We start from the raw sequence: 20,122 nt of genomic DNA, 5'->3' as shown, positions 1-20,122 counted from the left end.
GGGAGAGACCCATGAATAAAAAGAACAGAAATACAAACTTCGCCATAGGATTCAAGAGTATTCAGAGCACCATATTTGCAGCAGTCTCTGTTCTGGTTCTTTGTGCCGTGATCGTGGCTACTTTTGTTTCCGTAAGATACACCAATTCTGCGATTTATGAGAATTCCGCAATCTACACCCAGACCATTATCAAACAGCTGAACCAGAACATTGATTCTTACATTACTTACATGGACAATATCGATTCTGTTATTGCCAAGAGCCAGGATGCCTACCAGCTTTTGTATCAGAAAATAGGGGAAGACGATGCAGTAAAGGAAGGCCACAAAAAACGTCTTCTGGAACAGTTCAGCACCATTCTGAAGGGCCGCGGAGATATCTGCAATATTGGAATCGTTCAAAAAGACGGGGTTATGCTGATAAACAGCGGCTACCAGGCCATTAACCCGGATCTGGATCTGTCTACACAGGAATGGTACACAAATGCAGTGGACAATTACAATCAGTATAATCTCACTTCTTCCCATGTGCAGCATGTGATCAAGGGGCAGCGCCCGTGGGTGATCACCTTAAGCCGGGAGGTCCATAATTTCTACGGCACAGGGAACAGTGACGGTGTGGTATTTATTGACTTGAATTACAGCGCCATCAGTGAGCTGTGTGACCAGAACAGCATTGGTGACAAGGGATACGTGTTTATTCTGGATCAGGACGGAAACATTGTTTATCATCCCAGCCAGCAGCAGCTTTACAATGAGCTGCAGACAGAGAACATCGATATTGTTATGAATGCGGATTCTGATACCGTGGTCACAGGCGAGGGGGATGATGAGAAGGTTTATACTTTTTCCCATTCTGACATTACAGGCTGGACTGTTGTAGGCTGCATGAATATGGCAGAGCTGTTAAAGAGCAGCAGGGAAGCCAACAATATTTACGTCATGACTGCAATTGTGCTGATTGCCATTGCCATGCTGATTTCAAGCTTTGTAGCCAGAAGCATTACCCTTCCCATCCAGAAGCTTCGTGATTCCATGGAGAAGGTGCAGGAAGGAGACTTTAAGGCAGCAGATGTCGTGATTCCTTCTAAGAATGAGATTGGCAGCCTGACCACATCCTTTAATGTAATGACACACAAGATCGAGGACCTGATGTCACAGAACGTACATGAACAGGAGCAGAAGCGAAAGAGTGAGCTGAAAGCTCTTCAGTCCCAGATCAACCCTCATTTTTTGTATAACACATTGGATTCTATTATCTGGATGGCAGAGGGAAAGAAATATGAAGATGTTGTGCTTATGACGGCTTCTCTGGCAAGGCTTTTGCGCCAGAGCATCAGCAATGAGGATGAGACTGTTCTCATCGGCCAGGAAATCCAGTATGTAAAAAGCTACCTGACCATCCAGAAAATGCGCTACAAGGATAAGCTGGAATTCGAGATTCACGTAGATCCTTCTATTATGAATACCCACATTGTGAAGCTAACACTGCAGCCCATTGTGGAGAATGCCATTTATCATGGCCTGAAATACAAGGAGACAAAGGGAATACTTCGGGTAACCGGATACCAGAGAGGTCAGGAGGCAGTGCTTGAGGTTTCCGATGACGGCGTAGGAATGGATGAGGAGACCTTAAAACATATTTTTGAGAAGCATAAAGTAAATTATCGTTCCAATGGAGTGGGAGTGTACAATGTGCAGAGAAGGCTCTCCATGTACTATGGAAAGGATTATGGTCTGCGCTATAAGAGTGAGAAGGGCAAAGGAACTACGGTCACAGTGGTAATTCCCATGGAGCAGGAGGAACATGATGAAGAAGCGTAAACAATGGATTTTGCTGTTTTGCATCGCACTGACTGTCTGTCTTGCTTCCGGGGCGATGCTGTATGTCAGGCAGAAAAACAACAATAAAAAATGGTCCCTGATCTATATTCCCAAGACTGAAGACGGAACCAATGACTTCTGGACCTCCTTAATTTCCGGCACAAGGATGGCGGCTCAGGAATGCGGAGCCTCCCTTACCATTCTGGCACCGGAGCGGGAGCAGGATGTGGAGCGCCAGAATGAGTTTCTGGCAGAGGCCATTGAAGAGAATCCAGATGCTATTTTATTTTCTCCGTCCAGTTTTGATGCATCCGATGAGCTTTTGCAGGAAGCAAAGGAAAAAGGAATTAAGATCACATTTATAGATTCCTACACAGAAAGCAATATTCAGGATATGACAGTTGCTACAGATAATCTGGAAGCCGGAAAGCTTCTTGGAGAATATGCAAGGACTCTTCTGAATGAGAATTCCAGGATTGCCATTGTCAGTCATGTAAAGGGCGTATCTACTGCTGTAGAAAGAGAACAGGGATTTCGGGAAGGGCTTGGAGATTACAATAAGAATGTGGTGGAAGTGGTATACTGCAATTCTCTGTTTGATAAGGCATCTCAGCTTACAGAGGCTCTCATAGAAAAGTATCCGGATCTGGAGATGGTTGCCGGCATGAATGAGTACTCTGCTGTCGGCGCGGCAAGAGCGGTGCAAAAGTGCGGAAAAGAGGGGGAAATTCAGGTGGTGGGTGTGGACAGCTCCCAGGAAGCAGTTCAGCTTATGGAAAAAGGTGTTTTCAAGGGAATTGTGGTCCAGAAAGCTTTTAAAATGGGATATCTGGGCGTAATGGAGACTGTGCGCATGCTTAAAGGAAAACCATATGATGAGAATGTAAATTCCGGCTGCCAGCTGGTAACACCGGAAAATATGTATTCCAGTGAAATCGAAAAGTTGATTTTTCCTTTCAATGTATTAGGGGCAGATTAAAATAGTATAACTGTTCATATTTTCCGTAAAAGGTTAAATATTTATGGCCATACCGTAAATATTTAACCTTTTTCTGTAAAATATTCTATTACAATTGTGCAGGATTCACGTTATTATATAGAAAACGCAGAGAGTGCGAAAACGTTGCTGCTCACAGATAAGGTTCGTAAAGCTTATGAAAAAGTGGACGGCAGCAAAAACTTAAGGAGGGTGAAAAGTTGGAAAAGTTAAAACAAAATCCAATTGTGAAAAAGCTCGGCCTGAACAGAATCCTGCTTGTATGTATTCTGGTTCTCATGTTCGTAGTTTTCAAGGCAGTACTCGGAAGTAAATTCCCGGTTGGCGACAGTATCAAGTCCACCTTGAACTATGTATACTTCCTGGGCTTCTTATCACTTGGAGTAACATTTGTAATTGCGACAGGAGGAATCGATTTCTCCATTGGACCGGTTATGTTCTGCTGTGCACTGGTTTCCGGTTACTGCATGACATCTTATGGAGTTCCCTGTGCGGCTGCTATGGTACTTTGTATACTTATCGGTCTTGCATTTGGTACCTTCAATGGCTGGCTGGTATCTTATATGTCAGTTCCGCCATTTATCGTTTCCATGGCATCTATGAACATTGCAAAAGGTATTGCTTCTGTATTTACCAAAACTCAGTCAGTCAGCTGGCCACAGAGTTCTGATCCGGTGAACGGATGGTTCCGTAATATTACTTCTTATAACGGATTCCCGGTTGGTCTTGTGATTTTCCTTGCAATGGCTGTGATTTGCGGATTGGTTCTTTATAATACAAAGCCTGGCCGTTATATCCTTTGCCTTGGATCCAACAGTGAGGCAGTTCGTCTTTCCGGTGTTAACACCAGAAAATGGAGAATGCTTGCTTATATGATCTGCGGATTTCTGGTAGGAATCGGAGCACTGTTCTTCGTAGCAACTTATACAACCGTTCAGCCAGGATATGGCGATCAGTATAACAACGAGGCAATTGCAGGCTGTGTAATGGGTGGTACATCCATGGTTGGTGGACTTGCTTCCATCGGCGGTACTGTAATTGGTGTGTTCATCATCTCTCTTCTTCAGCAGGGAATCATGGCATTTGGTCTTGGTAAAGGACAGCAGATGATCATCACTGGTATCATTGTTATTGTAGCAGTTTACGCTGACGTTTCTGCAAGACGCAGAAAGAACTGATCATAAGGGAGGATTCGACAATGGGTGAAGTTATTTTAACTATGAAGGATATTGATAAGTCCTTTCCTGGAGTTCATGCCCTGGATCATGTTAATTTCGAGGTGAAACGCGGTGAAGTACATGCACTTATGGGAGAGAACGGAGCCGGAAAGTCTACACTGATGAAGGTGCTTACCGGTATTTATCAGAAGGATTCCGGAACAATTACATATAAAGGCAAAGAAACAGAATTTCACAATACCCGTGAAGCTCAGGATGCCGGAGTTGTAATCGTACATCAGGAATTGAATATGATCGGAGATCTGACAGTTGCACAGAATATTTTTATCGGACGTGAGCCGAAAAAAGGTATCCGTGTAGATGACAAGAAGATGATCGAGGATTCCAAGAAGCTGTTCCAGGATTTGAATATTGAAATTGATCCAAGAGAGAAAATGAGCAACCTTACCGTTGGTAAGCAGCAGATGTGCGAGATCGCAAAAGCGATTTCCCACAAAGCAGAGGTTATCATCTTTGATGAGCCTTCCGCAGCTCTTACTGAGAAAGAGATTGCAGATTTATTTGAGATCATCAAGGATCTTCGTAAGAAGGGACTTGGTATCGTATATATCTCACATCGTATGGATGAGATTAAGGTTATTACAGACCGTGTAACTGTCATGCGAGACGGTGGTTATGTAGGAACTCTGATCACAGCTGAGAGTTCAAAAGAAGATATCATCAATATGATGGTTGGCCGTGTTATTTATGAAGATCCGAAGGAACACAGCATGGTTGCTCCTGATGCACCTGTAGTTCTTAAGGTTGAGCATCTGAACGCAGGTAAGATGGTTCAGGATGTAAGCTTCGAGCTTCATAAAGGTGAAATCCTTGGCTTCTCCGGTCTTATGGGTGCTGGACGTACTGAGACCGCAAGAGCACTGTTTGGTGCTGATCCGAAGCAGAGCGGTACGATTTCCATTATGGATAAATCAGGACAGCTTCGCGAGGTTACCATCAACAGCCCACAGGATGCAGTTAAATATGGTATTGGTTATCTGTCTGAGGACAGAAGAAGATATGGTGTTGTTGTTCAGAAATCTGTAACAGAGAATACTACTCTGGCTACAATGGAAGAGTTCTGCAATGGTTTATTCATCAATAAGTCCAAAGAGAAAAAAGTCACAGAGAAGTATGTCAAAGAGCTTGCAACAAAAACACCTACCACAGATCAGCTGGTTGTAAATCTTTCCGGTGGTAATCAGCAGAAGGTAGTTATTGCAAAATGGCTTACCCGTGACAGTGAAATCCTGATCTTCGATGAGCCAACCAGAGGTATTGACGTTGGCGCCAAGAACGAGATTTACAAATTAATGAGTAAACTTGCAGCAGAAGGAAAATCCATTATTATGATTTCTTCTGAAATGACAGAGATTCTCCGAATGAGTGACCGTATCATCATCATGTGCGAAGGTAAAGTAACAGGAAATATTGATATTTCCGAAGCAACCCAGGAGCGCATCATGGATAAGGCTACACGGAATATCGAATAAGGAGGGCGTCATGACTAAGAAGAAAAAAAGTATTTTAAGTGATCAAAGATTTGTTGTTTTGCTGGTTATCATTGCGCTGTCTGCTGTATTTTCCTTCATGAGTAAGGAATTCAGACAGTATACCACAATCCTTAGTATGTTAGATTTCTCATACTATGATCTTTTGATGGCAATCGGTGTTACATTCCCGCTTATTACCGGTGGTGTAGACCTGTCAATCGGAACTGGTATGGTATGCTACGCGCTGATCGGCGGAACTCTTATAAGAAACAACAATGTTCCTGTATTAGCAGCAATGCTGATTTGTATTGTACTCGGAATTTTAATCGGTACATTGAATGGTGTTCTCATTGGTATTATGAATCTGCCGCCATTCCTTGCTACTCTTTGTACCTGTATGATTACCCGTGGTGCCGGTTCTCTTTGCAGTGCTACACCATGGCCTACACTGAATCAGCCAGGCGGATGGTTCCACTCTATCTTTAAGCTGACAATTGGTCAGGGAAGAAGTGCTTCCCGTTATCCAATCGGTTTCCTGTGGATGATTCTTCTGGTAATCCTGATGGAGTTCGTTCTGAACCATACTAAATTCGGACGTTACACCATCGCAATCGGTTCCAACAAAGAAGCAGCAGCTCTTTCCGGAATCAATGTTAAGTTCTATCATGTAATGGTATATGTTGTATGCGGTCTGTTTACAGGACTTGCAGCTATCGCATATGCAGCAGTAACTCCTACTGTACAGCCTGGTACAGGTGCCGGACTTGAGATGGATGCAATCGGCGGTGTATTCGTTGGTGGTGTTGCAGCTTCCGGTGGTTACGGATCTGTAGTAGGAACTTTAGTTGGTATTTTCGTTATCATGCTGCTTAAGACCGGTCTTCCATATGTTGGTCTTCAGGCGAACTGGCAGCAGATCATCACAGGTCTTGTACTGATCGTTGCAGTACTGATCGATATTCTGAAAGAAAAGAAAAGCGCAAAATAACAATTGAATATGTGAGACCAGCTGCAAGGCAGCTGGTCTGAGTGAAACATTTATAATGGATGTGAAGCGTCAAAGAGGTGTAATGGCGTATCATCATAAAAAACTATATAATTTATTTCAAGGAGGAAGTAGAAATGAAAGCAAAAAAAGTTATGGCATTAGTACTCTGTGCAGCAATGGTATCTGGTTTAGCAGCAACAACTGTTATGGCAGCTCCGGAAGATCAGTTTGATGGTCTTACAGCTAACGAAGCTTATGAGTTCCCAATGATGGTTAAATCCTTCCAGGCTACATACTGGGAAGCAGCTATGAAAGGTATGGACAAAGCTGCTGAAGAATTAGGCGTAACTTATACCGCACAGGGACCGAACAGTGAGTCCGATATCGCTGACCAGGTTAACATGATTAACACAGCAATCGCAGCTAACCCAGTTGGTTTAGGACTTGCAGCTTGCGATACCTCTTCTGTACAGGAAGCTCTTCAGACATGTGTTGATAAGGGAATCCCGGTTGTTACATTTGATACAGGTATCACAGATGCTCCAGAAGGCTCTGTAGTTTGCGAAGTCTGCACAGACAACGCACAGGCTGGTGCTGTAGCTGCTGAGAATATGTATCCGGCAATCAAAGACGTTATCGCAAATGCTGAGGGACAGGTTATCATCGGTGAGGTTAACCAGGATGCTACAGGTCAGAACATCCAGCAGCGTGGTACAGGATTCATCGATAAGATGATCGAGCTTGTTAAAGCTGATGGAAAAACAGTAGCAGTTAAAGGTAATGAGTTCTATGTAAACGCAGCAACAGGTGCTGACGCTACAGAAGCTGATGCAGACGTTGTTATCCAGGTTGCAGTTCCGGCACAGACAACTGTAGAGCTTTGCTCCACAGAGGCTCAGGCTATCCTTTCTCAGGAAAACTGCATCGCTATCTTCGGTTCCAACCAGGTTTCCGCAGAGGGTGTTCTTGCAGCTAACGCTAACCTGAACGTTCTTGGTTCTGACGCAGCTAACGGCGACGTTATCGGTGTTGGTTTTGACGCTGGTTCTATCATTAAAGCAGCTGTAACAGATGGCACATTCCTTGGTGCAGTTACACAGTCTCCTCTGATGATGGGATACTATGCAATCTACGCTCTGACAGCAGCAGCTAACGGACAGGAGCTTGAGGATGTTCCTACAGCTGGTTACTGGTATGATGCTACAAACATCGACGCAGAAGACATCGCTCCAAACCTTTATGACTAATCAGAAATAAAGAGACGAAGAAACGTCTAGTGTTTGCAGGCATTTGAACTGTGAATAAAACAGACCCCCGGGGCAATGCCCTGGGGGTTTTCTGCTAAAGAAAAAATATGTGGCTTTATCTGCAAAAACTGAGAGCATTTGCAAATAAGGACACTTTTTTGGACAAACAAGGGTCTTATATATTAATAAAGAATATAGTACTATGGTATCATCAAATATGAATGAGACTGCATTTATGAACAAGCAGGAAAGCAAAGTACAAATATTCGCTTTACAATCATGCAGTATGTTACTGTATACAGTAACTGCACACATACATATTTAGGAGGTTTTATAAAATGGCAAAATATTATCTGGCAGTAGATATTGGAGCATCCAGCGGACGACTGATTCTGGGACATCTTGAGAACGGAAAGATGGAGCTTGAAGAGGTTCATCGTTTTGAGAACGGAATGGTAAAGAAAGATGGAGAGCTTTGCTGGGAATTTGACAGACTTTTCCAGGAAATCAAGAATGGTCTTAAGAAATGTAAAGAGATCGGCAAGATCCCGGTAAGCATGGGCGTAGATACCTGGGGCGTTGACTTCGTACTGATGGACAAGGATGACAAGGTCCTTGGAAATACCGTTGGATATCGTGACCACAGAACAGAGGGAATGGACGAGGAAGTTTACAAGATCATCTCTCTTGAGGATCTTTACGCACGTACCGGAATCCAGAAGGCAATCTTCAACACTGTATATCAGCTGATGGCAGTAAAGAAGAAACACCCGGAGTACTTAGAGCAGGCTGAGACCATGCTTCACGTACCGGATTATTTCCACTATCTTCTCACAGGCAAGAAGACCTGCGAGTACACAGAGGCAACTACCGGACAGCTGGTAAGCCCTGAGACCAAGGATTGGGATTACGAACTGATCGATATGCTTGGATATCCGAGAAAAATGTTCCAGAAGCTGATCATGCCGGGAACAAGCATCGGACACTTCACTGAGGAAGTAAAAGCAGAGGTTGGATTTGACGTAGAGGTTGTAGCACCTGCTACACATGATACCGGTTCTGCAGTTCTTGCAGTTCCTGCAAATGACGACGATTTCATTTACATCAGCTCCGGAACATGGTCTCTGATGGGTATCGAGAGAGAGAAAGCAGACTGCTCCAAGAAGAGCTGTGAGATGAACCTGACCAACGAGGGCGGCTATGCAGGAAGATTCCGTTATCTGAAAAATATCATGGGTCTTTGGATGATCCAGTCCGTTCGTCATGAATTTGATGACAAATACGGATTCGCAGAGATCTGCCAGATGGCAGAGGAAGCCAAGGATTTCCCATCCAGAGTAGATGCTAATGATGAGTGCTTCCTTTCCCCTGACAACATGACTGAGGAAGTGAAGGATTACTGCCGCAGAACCGGACAGAAGGTGCCGGAGACATTAGGCGAGATCGCAACTGTGATCTACACCAGCCTTGCTGAGTGCTATGCAAAGACAGCCAGGGAACTGGAAGAGATGACAGGCAGAACCTACAGCCGTATCCACGTAGTAGGCGGCGGTTCCAATGCAGGCTACCTCAATGAGCTGACAGCTAAGGCAACTGGCAAGGAAGTTCATGCAGGTCCTGGAGAAGCAACCGCGATCGGCAATATTACCGCTCAGATGTTAAAAGCAGAAGAGTTCAAATCTATCGAAGAGGCTCGTACCACAATTCATGAGTCCTTTGGAATTAAGGTATATCAGGCTTAATTAGAAAAAGAAATTGTGACGCACATCCTGCAGAGAGCCTTTTTCAAACAAGCTTCAGGATATACAAGTGTATGTATGATAGCACCTGTGAATTGCTCACCGGTGTACAATATATCAAATAAAACAGGAGGTACTACTATGTTAGTAAACACAAAAGCAAAAGTTGGTGTATTTTCTATTGCTTTAGGAGCATATCTGCCTCAGTTCCCGTCACTGGTACCTGAGTTTGAAGCTCAGTATGAAGCATTTAAGAAAACAATTCCGGATACTGTAGAGATCATTGATGGAGGAATGGTAACAACCAAAGAGCAGTCTATGGTTGCAGGAGATAAATTCCGTGCAGCAGACGTTGACCTTGTTTTCCTTCAGATGCTGACCTACGCTACATCCTACAATATGCTGCCGGCAATCCGTGACCTTGACGTTCCGGTTGTTCTGGTAAACGTTCAGAAGCTGAAAGCTCTGGATTATGATCACACAGACATTGCTGCATGGCTTGGTGAAGGCTATGCCTGCGGTGCTGTTGGAGAAGCTGTTGCTGACCTTGAGAGAGCCGGCAAGAGACACGCTGTTATCACAGGTGTTGTAGAAGGCGGAGATCCAGGCGTTCAGGCTGAGATCGAAGACTGGTGCAAGGCTGCTCAGGTAAGAAGAAGATTCCGTGACACCAACATTGCACAGATCGGAAGACCTTACCCAGGTATGATGGACCTTTACATTGATGAGACTAACCTGTACAACAGAATGTTCCTCTACACCAAACAGTTCGACTGGGAGAAGATGTGGGCAATCGCTGATGATATCACAGATGAGGATGCAATCCGTGCAAAAGCTCAGGATATCCTTGATACCTTTGATATCGAAGGCGGCGGAACCATTGAGAAAGTATGGGATATGGCCAAATACGTTGTAGCATTTGAGAAATGGGTAAAAGATGAGCATCTTGGAATGATCGCTTCCCATTACGACGGATTTGCACAGGGCAAGGCTGGTGTTCTTGACAGTATGCTGATCCCGGCATTCTCCATGCTGATCAAACAGGGTACTGCATGTGCTGTTGAGGGCGACATGAAGGTTGCTATGGCAATGAGTATTCTGAAAACAATTTCCGGTACCGGCCAGCTTTCCGAGATGTACTCCATTGACTTCAACGATGACATCTGCATTATCGGTCATTCCGGAAGCGGTGATGCTGACATCTCCGACAAGAAGCCTACCATGAAGATCGTACCAGTATTCCACGGCAAAACAGGCGGCGGATATCTGACACAGTTCTATCCATACACAGGCCCGGTTACCTATCTTGCAATTACACAGGATGCTGACGGACATTTCAAATTCGTTGTTGCTGAGGGCATCAACGAGGAAGGACCGATCCTTTCCTTCGGTGATACCAACATGAGAACACGTTTCACATGCGGCGCAAGAGAGTTCGTAAACCGTTGGAGCGAAGCAGGCCCGACACATCATATGGCTGCTGCAACAGGAAGACATATCGATACTCTTCTGAAAGTTGCCAAGATCTTCAACATTCCGGTTGATATCGTAACAAGATAATTGCGGTAATAATAAGACCATCATATGGTTTTGTACACATATTCATATTCAGCGAAAGGGAGAGCCTGCGGACTCTCTCTTTTGCTGTCCTGAAAAAAATTGCCCTGGAAGCTTTCTCCCAGGGCAGTTATCATTTCGTCTCTGTATTTATTTGTTCCTCTGAAATCCCATCCTTCTTTGCAGGAAAACGAATCTGCACTTCTGTTCCAGATCCAAGCTTGCTGGAATAGGAAAGTCCGTACTGGTCTCCATAGAGAACCTGAAGCCGTCTGTGCGTATTGTAGATGGCAATATTGGTTCCTCCGGAAACGCTGGTTCCCTCACCGGAAAGAATCACAGGCAGCTTATCCGGTGCAATTCCCACACCATCGTCAGAAATGAGAAGCACCACATCCTTATCCTCCATCCATCCGGTAAGAACAATGGTACCGGACTTGGTTGGCGTCTCCAGAATACCGTGAAGCACTGCGTTTTCCACAACCGGCTGCAGGGTAAGCTTGGGAATCTGGTACTCCATCAGCTCATCCGGAATATCCGAAATAAAGGAAATGCTGTCGTGATAACGCATGTTCTGCAGATGCACATAGATGGAAACATGTTCTTCTTCTTTGGCAATGGTGCTGATTCCCTTCTTGCGGCTTAAGGTCAGCTTATAAAAACGGGAAAGGCTCTGCACCGCGTTGCACACCTCGGAAGTACGTCCCTGATGCGCCATCCAGTTGATCATATCCATGGTGTTGTAAAGAAAATGGGGATTGATCTGTGCCTGCAGGGAATTAAACTCCGCAATGCGAAGATCCTCCGCAGCCTGTGCCTGCTTTTCCATCAGCTGGTTCATCTTGCGGGTCATATAGTTGTAGGTGTCGATCAGATCACCAATCTCATCGTGGGCATCCGGGCTGTCCATGGGAACTGGCGGCCCGTGCCGTACTGTACGCATCTGGCTGATGACAGAAGAAATTCGTCCGGTAATAGATTTGGACAGGGTGCTTGCCAGGAAAAAGGCCAGGGCCAGCACTGCAATATAAATAGCCAGGAACTGAAGCACCAGAATATTGCTCTGCGTGATCAGCGGCTGGGAAGGAAGGACCGTCACCATAAACCATCCGGGCTGCCGGATCCGGTAAAATCCAACATAAACTGTCTTTCCAAGGATTTCCTGCTCCACATAGCTGTTGGAAGACATATAGGATTCCATGATCTTGTCGTAATCCAGCCAGTATATTCCGGCAAGGGAATCGCTGGAAGCAGATACCAGGTTGTTTCGCTCATTCATAATATAGGAAACGCTGCCGTCCAGAGTGAGATTTTCCGACAAAATCTGGTTGAAATCATAGCCGGAGTAGTAAACCGCTATGTAAGCATCATAGGTTCCGCTGTCATAGATCACGGAAGCATGGGTAATGTAGGCCTGGTCTCCGTATGCTTTCTTTTCCTGTGCACCAAGATAAAAGGAAGGGCAGAACAGCTGGGCTGCCCGGGTTCCTCTGAAAATTCCGTACCAGTAGGTTCCCTTGGCCTGTTCCAGGGAAAGGAAGGTATCCTTCAGATGATCAGAATTCAAAAACGCATCCACATCAGCTGAGGCTTCCTTTGGAACCTCCATATAAATTTTTACATTGGTCACAGGTGTGTCCTGGGTCAGCTGCCTGATCAGGTCTGAAAAATCCGCTGCGTCCTCAGACTCCGCCAGATACGAAAAGGAATCGGTTATGGCATTTTTGAAAAGAGTCTGGTAAAAATCCAGAGAAGAGATCTCCGTGCTCACATCCAGGATCTTCTGGAGAGATTCCTCGATCAGCGGCGCCGTCTGTGCAGAGCGGTCCTGTTCCTGGCGGATGGTATAGGAGACCACCATGTCATAGGCATTTCCATAGAAAAAGAAAATAATGGCAATTGCAGGAATTGCCACGATCACAAGAAGTACCAGGGTGAACTTGGACTGTAGGTTCAAATCCTGGTACCATTGCTTGATTGTCCGCAAAGTTCATCCCCCCTTTCTGTCATCCCATTTTCTCTCTGTACTCAGAGGGGGAAAATCCGGTATACTTCTTGAAGCTCTTTCCGAAGTAATTGCCATCGCTGTAGCCTACCTGAGAAGAGATGTCTGCAATCTTATATCTGGGGTCGGAAAGCAGCTGCTTGGCTTTTTCCATGCGGAACTCCGTAAGATACTGATTCAAAGTCTGTCCAGTCTCATTTTTAAAGAAGGTACACACATAGGAAGTGGACAAAAATACATGGTCGCTGATATCCTTCACAGACAAGGTCTCGTTCATGTACTTCTGGCTAATGTAATCTTTGATCATGAAAATTGTGGAGTTTTCTTCCGCTGTATTGTCCACTGCCTGGAAAAAGGCCTCTGTTTTGCGGACCAGCTTCTGATGGAGTTCGCCAAATGAGAAAATTTTCTCAAGGGCATCAATCAGGTTTTCCTGTTTGTCAGAAAGGGTCAGCTTCAGCTGCCGCGCCGCTTCCTCCAGGGAACGGAAAAGCTTGTAATACAGATCCTTTGCCTGATTGGGAAGAATATTCTGGTTGCGTCCAAAGTATTCCATAAGCTTATCCAGAAAAAGAGTAGTCCCTTCCTGGTCCTTGGCTGTGAGGAGGGTAAGAAGCTCATGCTCCGGATGGGCAGGAAGCTCCGGCTTGTTCCAGGCAGACGGTGCTTCATGGAATGGAGACAGGAAGGTTCCGGCCGGGAAAAAGAAGCTGTTCTGCAGCAGGATGACCGCGGAGGTATAGGACTGATAGGCTTTTGAAATGCCAGTCAGGGTGTCCCCTGCCGCAATGCAGAAGCGGGAATAGCGGGAATAAAGCTTGCAGAAGAACTCCTCAATGCTTTTCCTGGCGGCAGGACCGGGAGCCGGGCCAAACAGGAAATAAACCATATACTGCACGCGCTTTTCCGCAAAAATACAATCTATATGGAAAGTTTTCAGAAATTCCCGCACAGACATGTACATGGCACCAGCTTCATTAATAGGAAGTTCTTCTTCCGTTTCTGTTTTCAGAACAATGGCAGTAAAGCTGGTAGATGGGCTTATGGAAAGGGAAAGCTCTGCCAGCAGCTGGTCAATGTTTTCTTTTGCTTGAGCGTAAGGCTGGGTAAGCAAAAGGGCCAGGCGGGAGGCATTTTCCATGGAATGGATGGATTCGTTGTGTCTGGTCCGCTTTCTTTCCAGGCAAAGATCCCTGGCCTCGATCACAGCATCCTGGATTTCCAGAGGATCCAGAGGCTTCTCAATATAGTTGACTGCCTTTAACTTAATGGCAGCCTTCAAATATTCCTTATCTGAGTATCCGCTCATAAAAACAGGAACCACATCGGGAAGAATGGTTTCCAGCTGCTCTAACATCTGGATCCCGTCAAGTCGGGGCATGCGCACATCGCACAGGATAATATCCGGCTTATGCATGCGTGCCATTTCCAGGCCGTTCATGCCGTCATCCGCCTGAAGTACTTCATCGATTCCGATAGACTGCCAGTTTATAGAAGAAATCACACCCACACGGGTCAGCTCTTCGTCATCTACGATTAGTAATTTCATGATAAAACTCCTTTAAAGGGTGAAAATGCATGTATCTATCATATCACAATTATATCTAAAATACGAGACGCAAACCGCCTGGTTTTGTGGAAAATTCATTTGTCAGTGGAAAATTTTACCCATTAAGTGGAAAATATTTTACCCTGTTTCAAAATATTTTCCCATTTCCAAACAAATTGCCTAATGATAGAATAGAACCAGATCAAGAAAGGGAGGAGAAAAAGCCGTGTCTGAATATGTTCTTGAATTAAAAGGCATTACGAAAATTTTCCCCGGCGTTAAAGCACTGAACAACGTACAGTTCCAGTTAAAGCCTGGCGAAGTTCACGCACTGATGGGCGAAAACGGTGCAGGTAAATCTACCTTCATTAAAGTAATTACCGGTGTACATAAAGCAGAAGAGGGCGAAATGTACCTGTTTGGCCAGAAAGTGGATTTCAAAGGACCTAAGGATGCACAGGAAGCAGGAATCGCAGCTGTTTACCAGCACCCAACATCCTATCCACACTTAACCGTGGCCGAGAATATTTTTATGGGACATGAGATCAAGAAGAATCACATGATCCAGTGGAAAGCAATGAATGAGGAAGCCAACAAGCTTCTGAAACAGCTGAATGCAGACTTCGATTCTACAGCTGAGATGGGAACCTTAAGTGTTGCCCAGCAGCAGATGGTCGAGATCGCCAAGGCATTATCCACAAATGCAAAGATCGTCATCCTGGATGAGCCTACCGCATCTCTTACAAAGAGAGAATCCGAGGAACTCTACAGAATCGTAGATCAGTTAAGAGAAAAAGGAGTTTCCATTATCTTCATTTCCCATCGTTTTGAGGATATGTACCGTCTGGCAAGCCGAGTTACCGTATTCCGTGACTCCCAGTACATCGGTACCTATGATGTAGATGGAATCACCAATGCAGACCTGATCAAAGCCATGGTTGGCCGTGAGATCAAGGATCTGTTCCCGAAACCGGAAGTTAAGATCGGTGATGAGATGCTTCGTATCGAGCATTTATCCCGTACCGGATATTTCAAAGATGTTTCCTTCAATGTACATGCCGGCGAGATCGTTGGCCTTACAGGTCTTGTTGGCGCAGGTCGTACAGAGGTTGTGGAAAGCGTCTGTGGAATCACCAGACCAGATGAAGGAAAGGTTTATCTGGAAGGTAAGGAAGTACATATCAAACAGCCATCTGAGGCAATGGAGAAAGGAATCATCCTTCTTCCTGAGGATCGTCAGAAGGAAGGTCTGATCATGAGCTGGGGACTTGGAAGAAACGTAACCCTTCCGACCATCAGCAAATATGCAAAGAAAGGCTTCAATGACGAGAAGACAGAAAGAGATCTTGCCAAGAAGCTTCTGGAAGAAGTTGATACCAAGGCAGTGGATATTTTCCAGCCTGCAAGCTCTCTGTCTGGTGGTAACCAGCAGAAGGTTGTAGTTGCCAAGGCGCTTAGCCAGGAAATGAAGGTTGTCATCATGGATGAGCCTACCAAGGGTGTTGACGTTGGTGCCAAAGCTGAAATTTATGCAATCATGGGTGATCTGGCGAAGAAGGGATATGCAATTATCCTGATTTCTTCTGAAATGCCTGAGATCCTTGGAATGGCTGACCGAATCGTTGTAATGTGCAACGGACGCAAGACTGGTGAGCTTGACCGCGGAGAAGCAACTCAAGAGATGATCCTTGAGCTGGCTATGGAGAAAGGTACATCAGGAAAGGGGGCAGCTAAATAATGGAAAAGAAATCTTTCATGAAAAAGCTGACAGGTTCCCGTGAAGCACTGCTTGCAGTGATCCTGGTTCTGCTTTTCGTAGTAATTACAATCATCAGCCCGTCATTCCTTACATTTAAGTCTCTGACGGATATGCTGAAAAACAACGCCGTAACAATGGTAATGTCACTTGGTATGCTGTGCGTTATGCTGGTAGGCGGAATCGATATTTCCATCATGTCTACACTGGCACTGACCGGTATGTCAATTGGTATGCTTCTGAAATATGACCACATTTCCAGTACTTTCCTGGCATTTGTGATCGCACTGGCAATCGGAATCGCATGCGGCTTCCTGGTAGGTCTTGTAATCTCCAGAGCTGACGTTCCTCCGATCATCGCAACAATGGGCTTCATGTACATCTACCGTGCAATGGGATATCTTGTTTCCCACAACGGTGAGTGGGCAAGTGCAGCAGCCCTTGGTAAATTTAAAGATTTTGCAACAACAAAATTCCTGGGAATGAGCCTTGTAATCTGGGTGATCATCTTCTGCTATGCAGTATTCTTCGTATTCATGAAGTGGACAACACTTGGAAGAAGAATCTACGCAGTAGGAAGCAACCCAAGTGCAGCTGAGGTTTCAGGTATCAATGTAAAGAACATTAAGCTTCTTGTTTACACCATCATGGGTCTTCTTGCTGGTCTTGGCGGAGCCCTTCAGGTTTCTATTTACGCTTCCGCAATGCCTGATATGCAGCAGGGCGGTGAGATGGATGTTATCGCAGCCTGTGTTATCGGCGGTGTAAGCATGAGCGGTGGACGCGGTACTGTACTTGGTGCATTACTTGGTTCTTTAATCCTTGCAACAATCGCAAAAGCACTTCCGCTGATCCCATTCTTCGATCAGCTGTGGCTGAACACGATCAAGGGTGTTATCATTCTTGTCGTAGTTGTTGTAAACATTGTTTTACAGCGTACAGCTGACAAAAACGCATTAAAGGGAAGGGAGATGTAATCATGGCTGGAAAATCTGGAAGAAGTATTAACAACGTGCCGAAAAGCCCCGTAAAACAGATGATCTTCAGCTGGGAAGGCATTCTGGTACTCCTGTTTATTGCAGTAAATATTTTCTGTGCAAACTTTTCAGAGTTCTATAATTTGAAGAGCTTGCTCCGTCAGATGCCTGTTTATCTGGCAGAAATCTTCTTGATGCTGCCGATGGCATACATTCTGGTACTTGGCGAGATTGATATTTCCGTTGGATCTATCGTGTGTCTCTCCGCAACAATGGCTTGTATCGTATCCAATACAGGTGCACCATTTATCGTAGTAATCCTTGCGGCTCTTCTTGTTGGAACTGCATGCGGTGCAGTAAACGCATTCGTTCTTACACAGTTTGAGGAACTGCCTCCGATGATCGTAACACTTGCAACACAGATCATCTTCAGAGGTATCGCAGAAATCGTTCTTGGAAACGGCGGAAGTATTTCCGTAACTAATACAGAAGGCTTCTCTGCACTTGGCGGAAAAGTAGGACGTATTCCTTACATCCTTTTCCTGGTTCTGATCCTTGGAATCATTGCAGCAGTCATCCTTGGCAAATGTACTTTCGGACGCAGAGTATATGCAATCGGTACCAACCGCCTTGCAGCTTACTACTCAGGAATCCATGTACAGAAGATCCGTTTCATTATCTACACCCTGATGGGAACGATTTCCGGTCTGTGTGCGCTGTTCCTGATCTCTTCCTCATTTGGAGCAAACACCACAACTGGTAATGGATTCGAGATGGATGCCATCGCAATGGCAGTATTCGGAGGAATCTCCTCCACAGGTGGTAAAGGTAATATCGTCGGCGGTCTGATCTCAGCATTTATCATCGTTTGCCTTCGTGTTGGTCTTGGACAGAGAAACATTCATCCACAGGTTATCCTGCTGATCATCGGTGTGCTTCTCATCGGTGCAGTTGGACTTCCAAACATTGTAAAAGAAATCCAGAAAAAAGCAAAAATGGCAAAATAATTTTTGCAGTGAAACACCTAACTTATACCAATAAAATTCCTTAATACCTTAACCTTAAAAAAGTAATACAATTTTATTTTACATGCTTGTTAACTGCACCCGCGGAAGGGCGGGGCAGTTGCAAATAAAAACTATATTATTTCCATGGGAGGAAAAAACTATGAACAAAAAAATCGTAAGCGCAGTTCTTTGTGGAGCAATGATCCTCGGATCCGCAGTTCCGGCTATGGCTGGTACAGCTGACGGAAAGAAAATCGCACTGGTTGGTAAATCCGCTGGTAACGCATTCTTCGAAATCGCAGCAGCTTCTTTCGTAGAGACAGCTGAGGCAGAGGGTGCTACAGTTGATACTGTTTACCCAGAGGCAGCTACAGCAGATGCTCAGATCAAAGTTCTTGACAACCTGATTTCTCAGGACTATGATGCAATCTGTATCTCCGCAAACGACGTAAACGCTCTTCAGGCTAAATTACAGGAAGCTATGGACGAAGGAATCAAGATCTCCTGCTTCGACTCTGCAACAAACCCAGACAGCCGTCAGATCTTCATCAACCAGGCTGGTACCGTTGCTGTAGGACAGGCTCTTCTGGATGCAGTTCTTGATATCGCTGGCGGAGAAGGACAGTTCGCAATCCTTTCTGCTACATCTCAGGCAGCTAACCAGAATGCATGGATTGATGCTATGAAGAACATCATGGAAAGCGATGACACTTATGCAAACCTTGAGCTTGTAGAAGTTGCATACGGCGATGACGAGCCACAGAAATCTACAGACCAGACAGCAGCTCTTCTTGAGAAATATCCAGATCTGAAAGTTATCTGCGCACCTACAACAGTTGGTATCGCAGCAGCTGCTAAATACCTTCAGGACAACGGATCTGCTTGCAAATTAACAGGTCTTGGACTTCCATCTGAGATGCTTGAGTACACAGGTGCTGATGATGAGCATTCCTGCCCATACTTCTATCTGTGGGATATGCAGGGCCTTGGAAAACTTTCCGCTCTGACAACAATCGCTCTGGTCAACGAGGATATCACAGGTGCTCTTGATGAGACCTTCACAGCTGGTGACCTTGGGGACTACACAATCACAGAAGCTGATGACGGCGGCACAGAAGTTGTTCTTGGTGCTCCTCTTCAGTTCAACCCAGACAACATCGAAGAGATGGCTAAACTGTACTAATCAGACAGTCTAAAATAAGATTAAATGGTAAAGAAAGAGCCCTGCCGCGTGCAGGGCTTTTTCACGTCTTGGGGATTCTGTCCTGGATTTGTATTCTGGCGTTATCAACGAGCATGTGTGGCTGCATGTTCCCTCATCAGTTCCTCATGGAGCTTCATAGAATCCCAGTGCATGGTTACCGGGGTAAGCACAGCCTTTAACGCTACGGGCGGGAGGCTGTTTTCTTTAAAGAAGGCCAGAAATTCATCCAGCTGCTGGCTGGAAAAGCCGTTCAGAACCATCATTTCCTCCTGGAAATTCTGTCCCAGGTTAAACACCGAATTCTTCGCAAATCCCGGAATCTCAAACAAAAATCCAAGGCTCTCCAGGTACTCTGACGGCTGCACCATCCGCAGGGAAATCTTCTGTCTGTTCAAATATCTGCGGATCTGGCGCAGGCGGTTTTCATCTTTGAAATTGTATAGTAAAATCTGTGCTTCGGACATGGCGAAATCTCCTTTAGCGTGTAAAATATAAAAAGAGCATAGCAGAAAAATGTATTTTTTACAAGAAAAGTATGAATGGAAACATGAATTATGATATAG

The 20,122-nt window shown here is 45.1% G+C and carries 15 protein-coding genes; 12 read left to right on the top strand and 3 right to left on the bottom strand.

Annotated elements, in window-relative coordinates; translation table 11 throughout:
* The first annotated feature begins 11 nt into the window (after positions 1–11).
* From DWZ38_RS05330 to DWZ38_RS05295, 8 genes are all read left to right on the top strand, one after another.
* Positions 12–1,823, top strand: coding sequence for a sensor histidine kinase (locus DWZ38_RS05330; RefSeq protein ID WP_117850714.1), 1,812 nt, complete (start codon positions 12–14; stop codon positions 1,821–1,823).
* On the top strand, positions 1,810–2,802 hold the full coding sequence (locus DWZ38_RS05325; RefSeq protein ID WP_021926672.1) for a substrate-binding domain-containing protein: 993 nt from the start codon (positions 1,810–1,812) through the stop codon (positions 2,800–2,802). The genes DWZ38_RS05330 and DWZ38_RS05325 overlap by 14 nt, the downstream gene beginning before the upstream one ends.
* A 218-nt stretch (positions 2,803–3,020) precedes the next feature.
* On the top strand, positions 3,021–3,998 hold the full coding sequence (locus tag DWZ38_RS05320) for an ABC transporter permease (protein WP_021926673.1): 978 nt from the start codon (positions 3,021–3,023) through the stop codon (positions 3,996–3,998).
* 20 nt (positions 3,999–4,018) lie between these two features.
* On the top strand, positions 4,019–5,530 hold the full coding sequence (locus DWZ38_RS05315; RefSeq protein ID WP_117850711.1) for a sugar ABC transporter ATP-binding protein: 1,512 nt from the start codon (positions 4,019–4,021) through the stop codon (positions 5,528–5,530).
* A 10-nt stretch (positions 5,531–5,540) separates the two neighbouring features.
* A complete protein-coding gene (locus DWZ38_RS05310; RefSeq protein ID WP_117850709.1) occupies positions 5,541–6,518 on the top strand; it encodes an ABC transporter permease in 978 nt (325 codons plus the stop codon).
* Between the two features lie 134 nt (positions 6,519–6,652).
* A complete protein-coding gene (locus tag DWZ38_RS05305) occupies positions 6,653–7,765 on the top strand; it encodes a substrate-binding domain-containing protein (protein ID WP_117850707.1) in 1,113 nt (370 codons plus the stop codon).
* 338 nt (positions 7,766–8,103) lie between these two features.
* Positions 8,104–9,507 (top strand): rhamnulokinase, encoded by a 1,404-nt coding sequence (gene rhaB / locus DWZ38_RS05300; protein ID WP_117850704.1) that lies wholly within the window; start codon positions 8,104–8,106, stop codon positions 9,505–9,507.
* A gap of 138 nt (positions 9,508–9,645) precedes the next feature.
* Positions 9,646–11,064, top strand: coding sequence for an arabinose isomerase (locus DWZ38_RS05295; protein ID WP_117850701.1), 1,419 nt, complete (start codon positions 9,646–9,648; stop codon positions 11,062–11,064).
* A gap of 130 nt (positions 11,065–11,194) precedes the next feature.
* On the opposite strand, the gene DWZ38_RS05290 is transcribed toward DWZ38_RS05295, so the two are convergent.
* Positions 11,195–13,048 (bottom strand): histidine kinase, encoded by a 1,854-nt coding sequence (locus DWZ38_RS05290; protein WP_117850698.1) that lies wholly within the window; start codon positions 13,046–13,048, stop codon positions 11,195–11,197.
* Between the two features lie 19 nt (positions 13,049–13,067).
* Entirely contained in the window at positions 13,068–14,615 is a 1,548-nt protein-coding gene (locus DWZ38_RS05285; RefSeq protein WP_021924773.1) for a response regulator, read from the bottom strand.
* 226 nt (positions 14,616–14,841) lie between these two features.
* Here DWZ38_RS05285 and DWZ38_RS05280 point away from each other — a divergent pair, with 226 nt between their 5' ends.
* The 4 genes from DWZ38_RS05280 to DWZ38_RS05265 all read left to right on the top strand — a co-directional run bounded on the left by DWZ38_RS05280 (position 14,842) and on the right by DWZ38_RS05265 (position 19,538).
* Positions 14,842–16,353 (top strand): sugar ABC transporter ATP-binding protein, encoded by a 1,512-nt coding sequence (locus DWZ38_RS05280; RefSeq protein ID WP_117850696.1) that lies wholly within the window; start codon positions 14,842–14,844, stop codon positions 16,351–16,353.
* Positions 16,353–17,348 carry an ABC transporter permease gene (locus tag DWZ38_RS05275; protein WP_117850694.1) on the top strand — a complete coding sequence of 332 codons (996 nt, stop codon included), beginning with the start codon at positions 16,353–16,355 and terminating at the stop codon, positions 17,346–17,348. The genes DWZ38_RS05280 and DWZ38_RS05275 overlap by 1 nt, the downstream gene beginning before the upstream one ends.
* 2 nt (positions 17,349–17,350) lie before the next feature.
* Positions 17,351–18,355: an ABC transporter permease gene (locus DWZ38_RS05270; RefSeq protein WP_117850691.1), complete on the top strand. Its 1,005-nt coding sequence runs from the start codon at positions 17,351–17,353 to the stop codon at positions 18,353–18,355.
* A gap of 160 nt (positions 18,356–18,515) precedes the next feature.
* Entirely contained in the window at positions 18,516–19,538 is a 1,023-nt protein-coding gene (locus tag DWZ38_RS05265; protein WP_117850689.1) for a substrate-binding domain-containing protein, read from the top strand.
* Positions 19,539–19,642: 104 nt separating this feature from the next.
* Here the strand turns inward: DWZ38_RS05265 and DWZ38_RS05260 are convergent, their stop codons facing one another.
* Positions 19,643–20,023, bottom strand: a complete 381-nt coding sequence (locus tag DWZ38_RS05260) for a DUF3783 domain-containing protein (protein WP_173767264.1) — start codon at positions 20,021–20,023, stop codon at positions 19,643–19,645.
* Between the last annotated feature and the right edge of the window lie 99 nt (positions 20,024–20,122).

This window comes from Ruminococcus sp. AF31-8BH (assembly GCF_003460605.1).
Lineage (GTDB): Bacteria > Bacillota > Clostridia > Lachnospirales > Lachnospiraceae > Blautia_A > Blautia_A acetigignens.
Note: the sequence above shows the minus strand (reverse complement) of the source record. Positions and strands in the feature narration are given on the sequence as shown.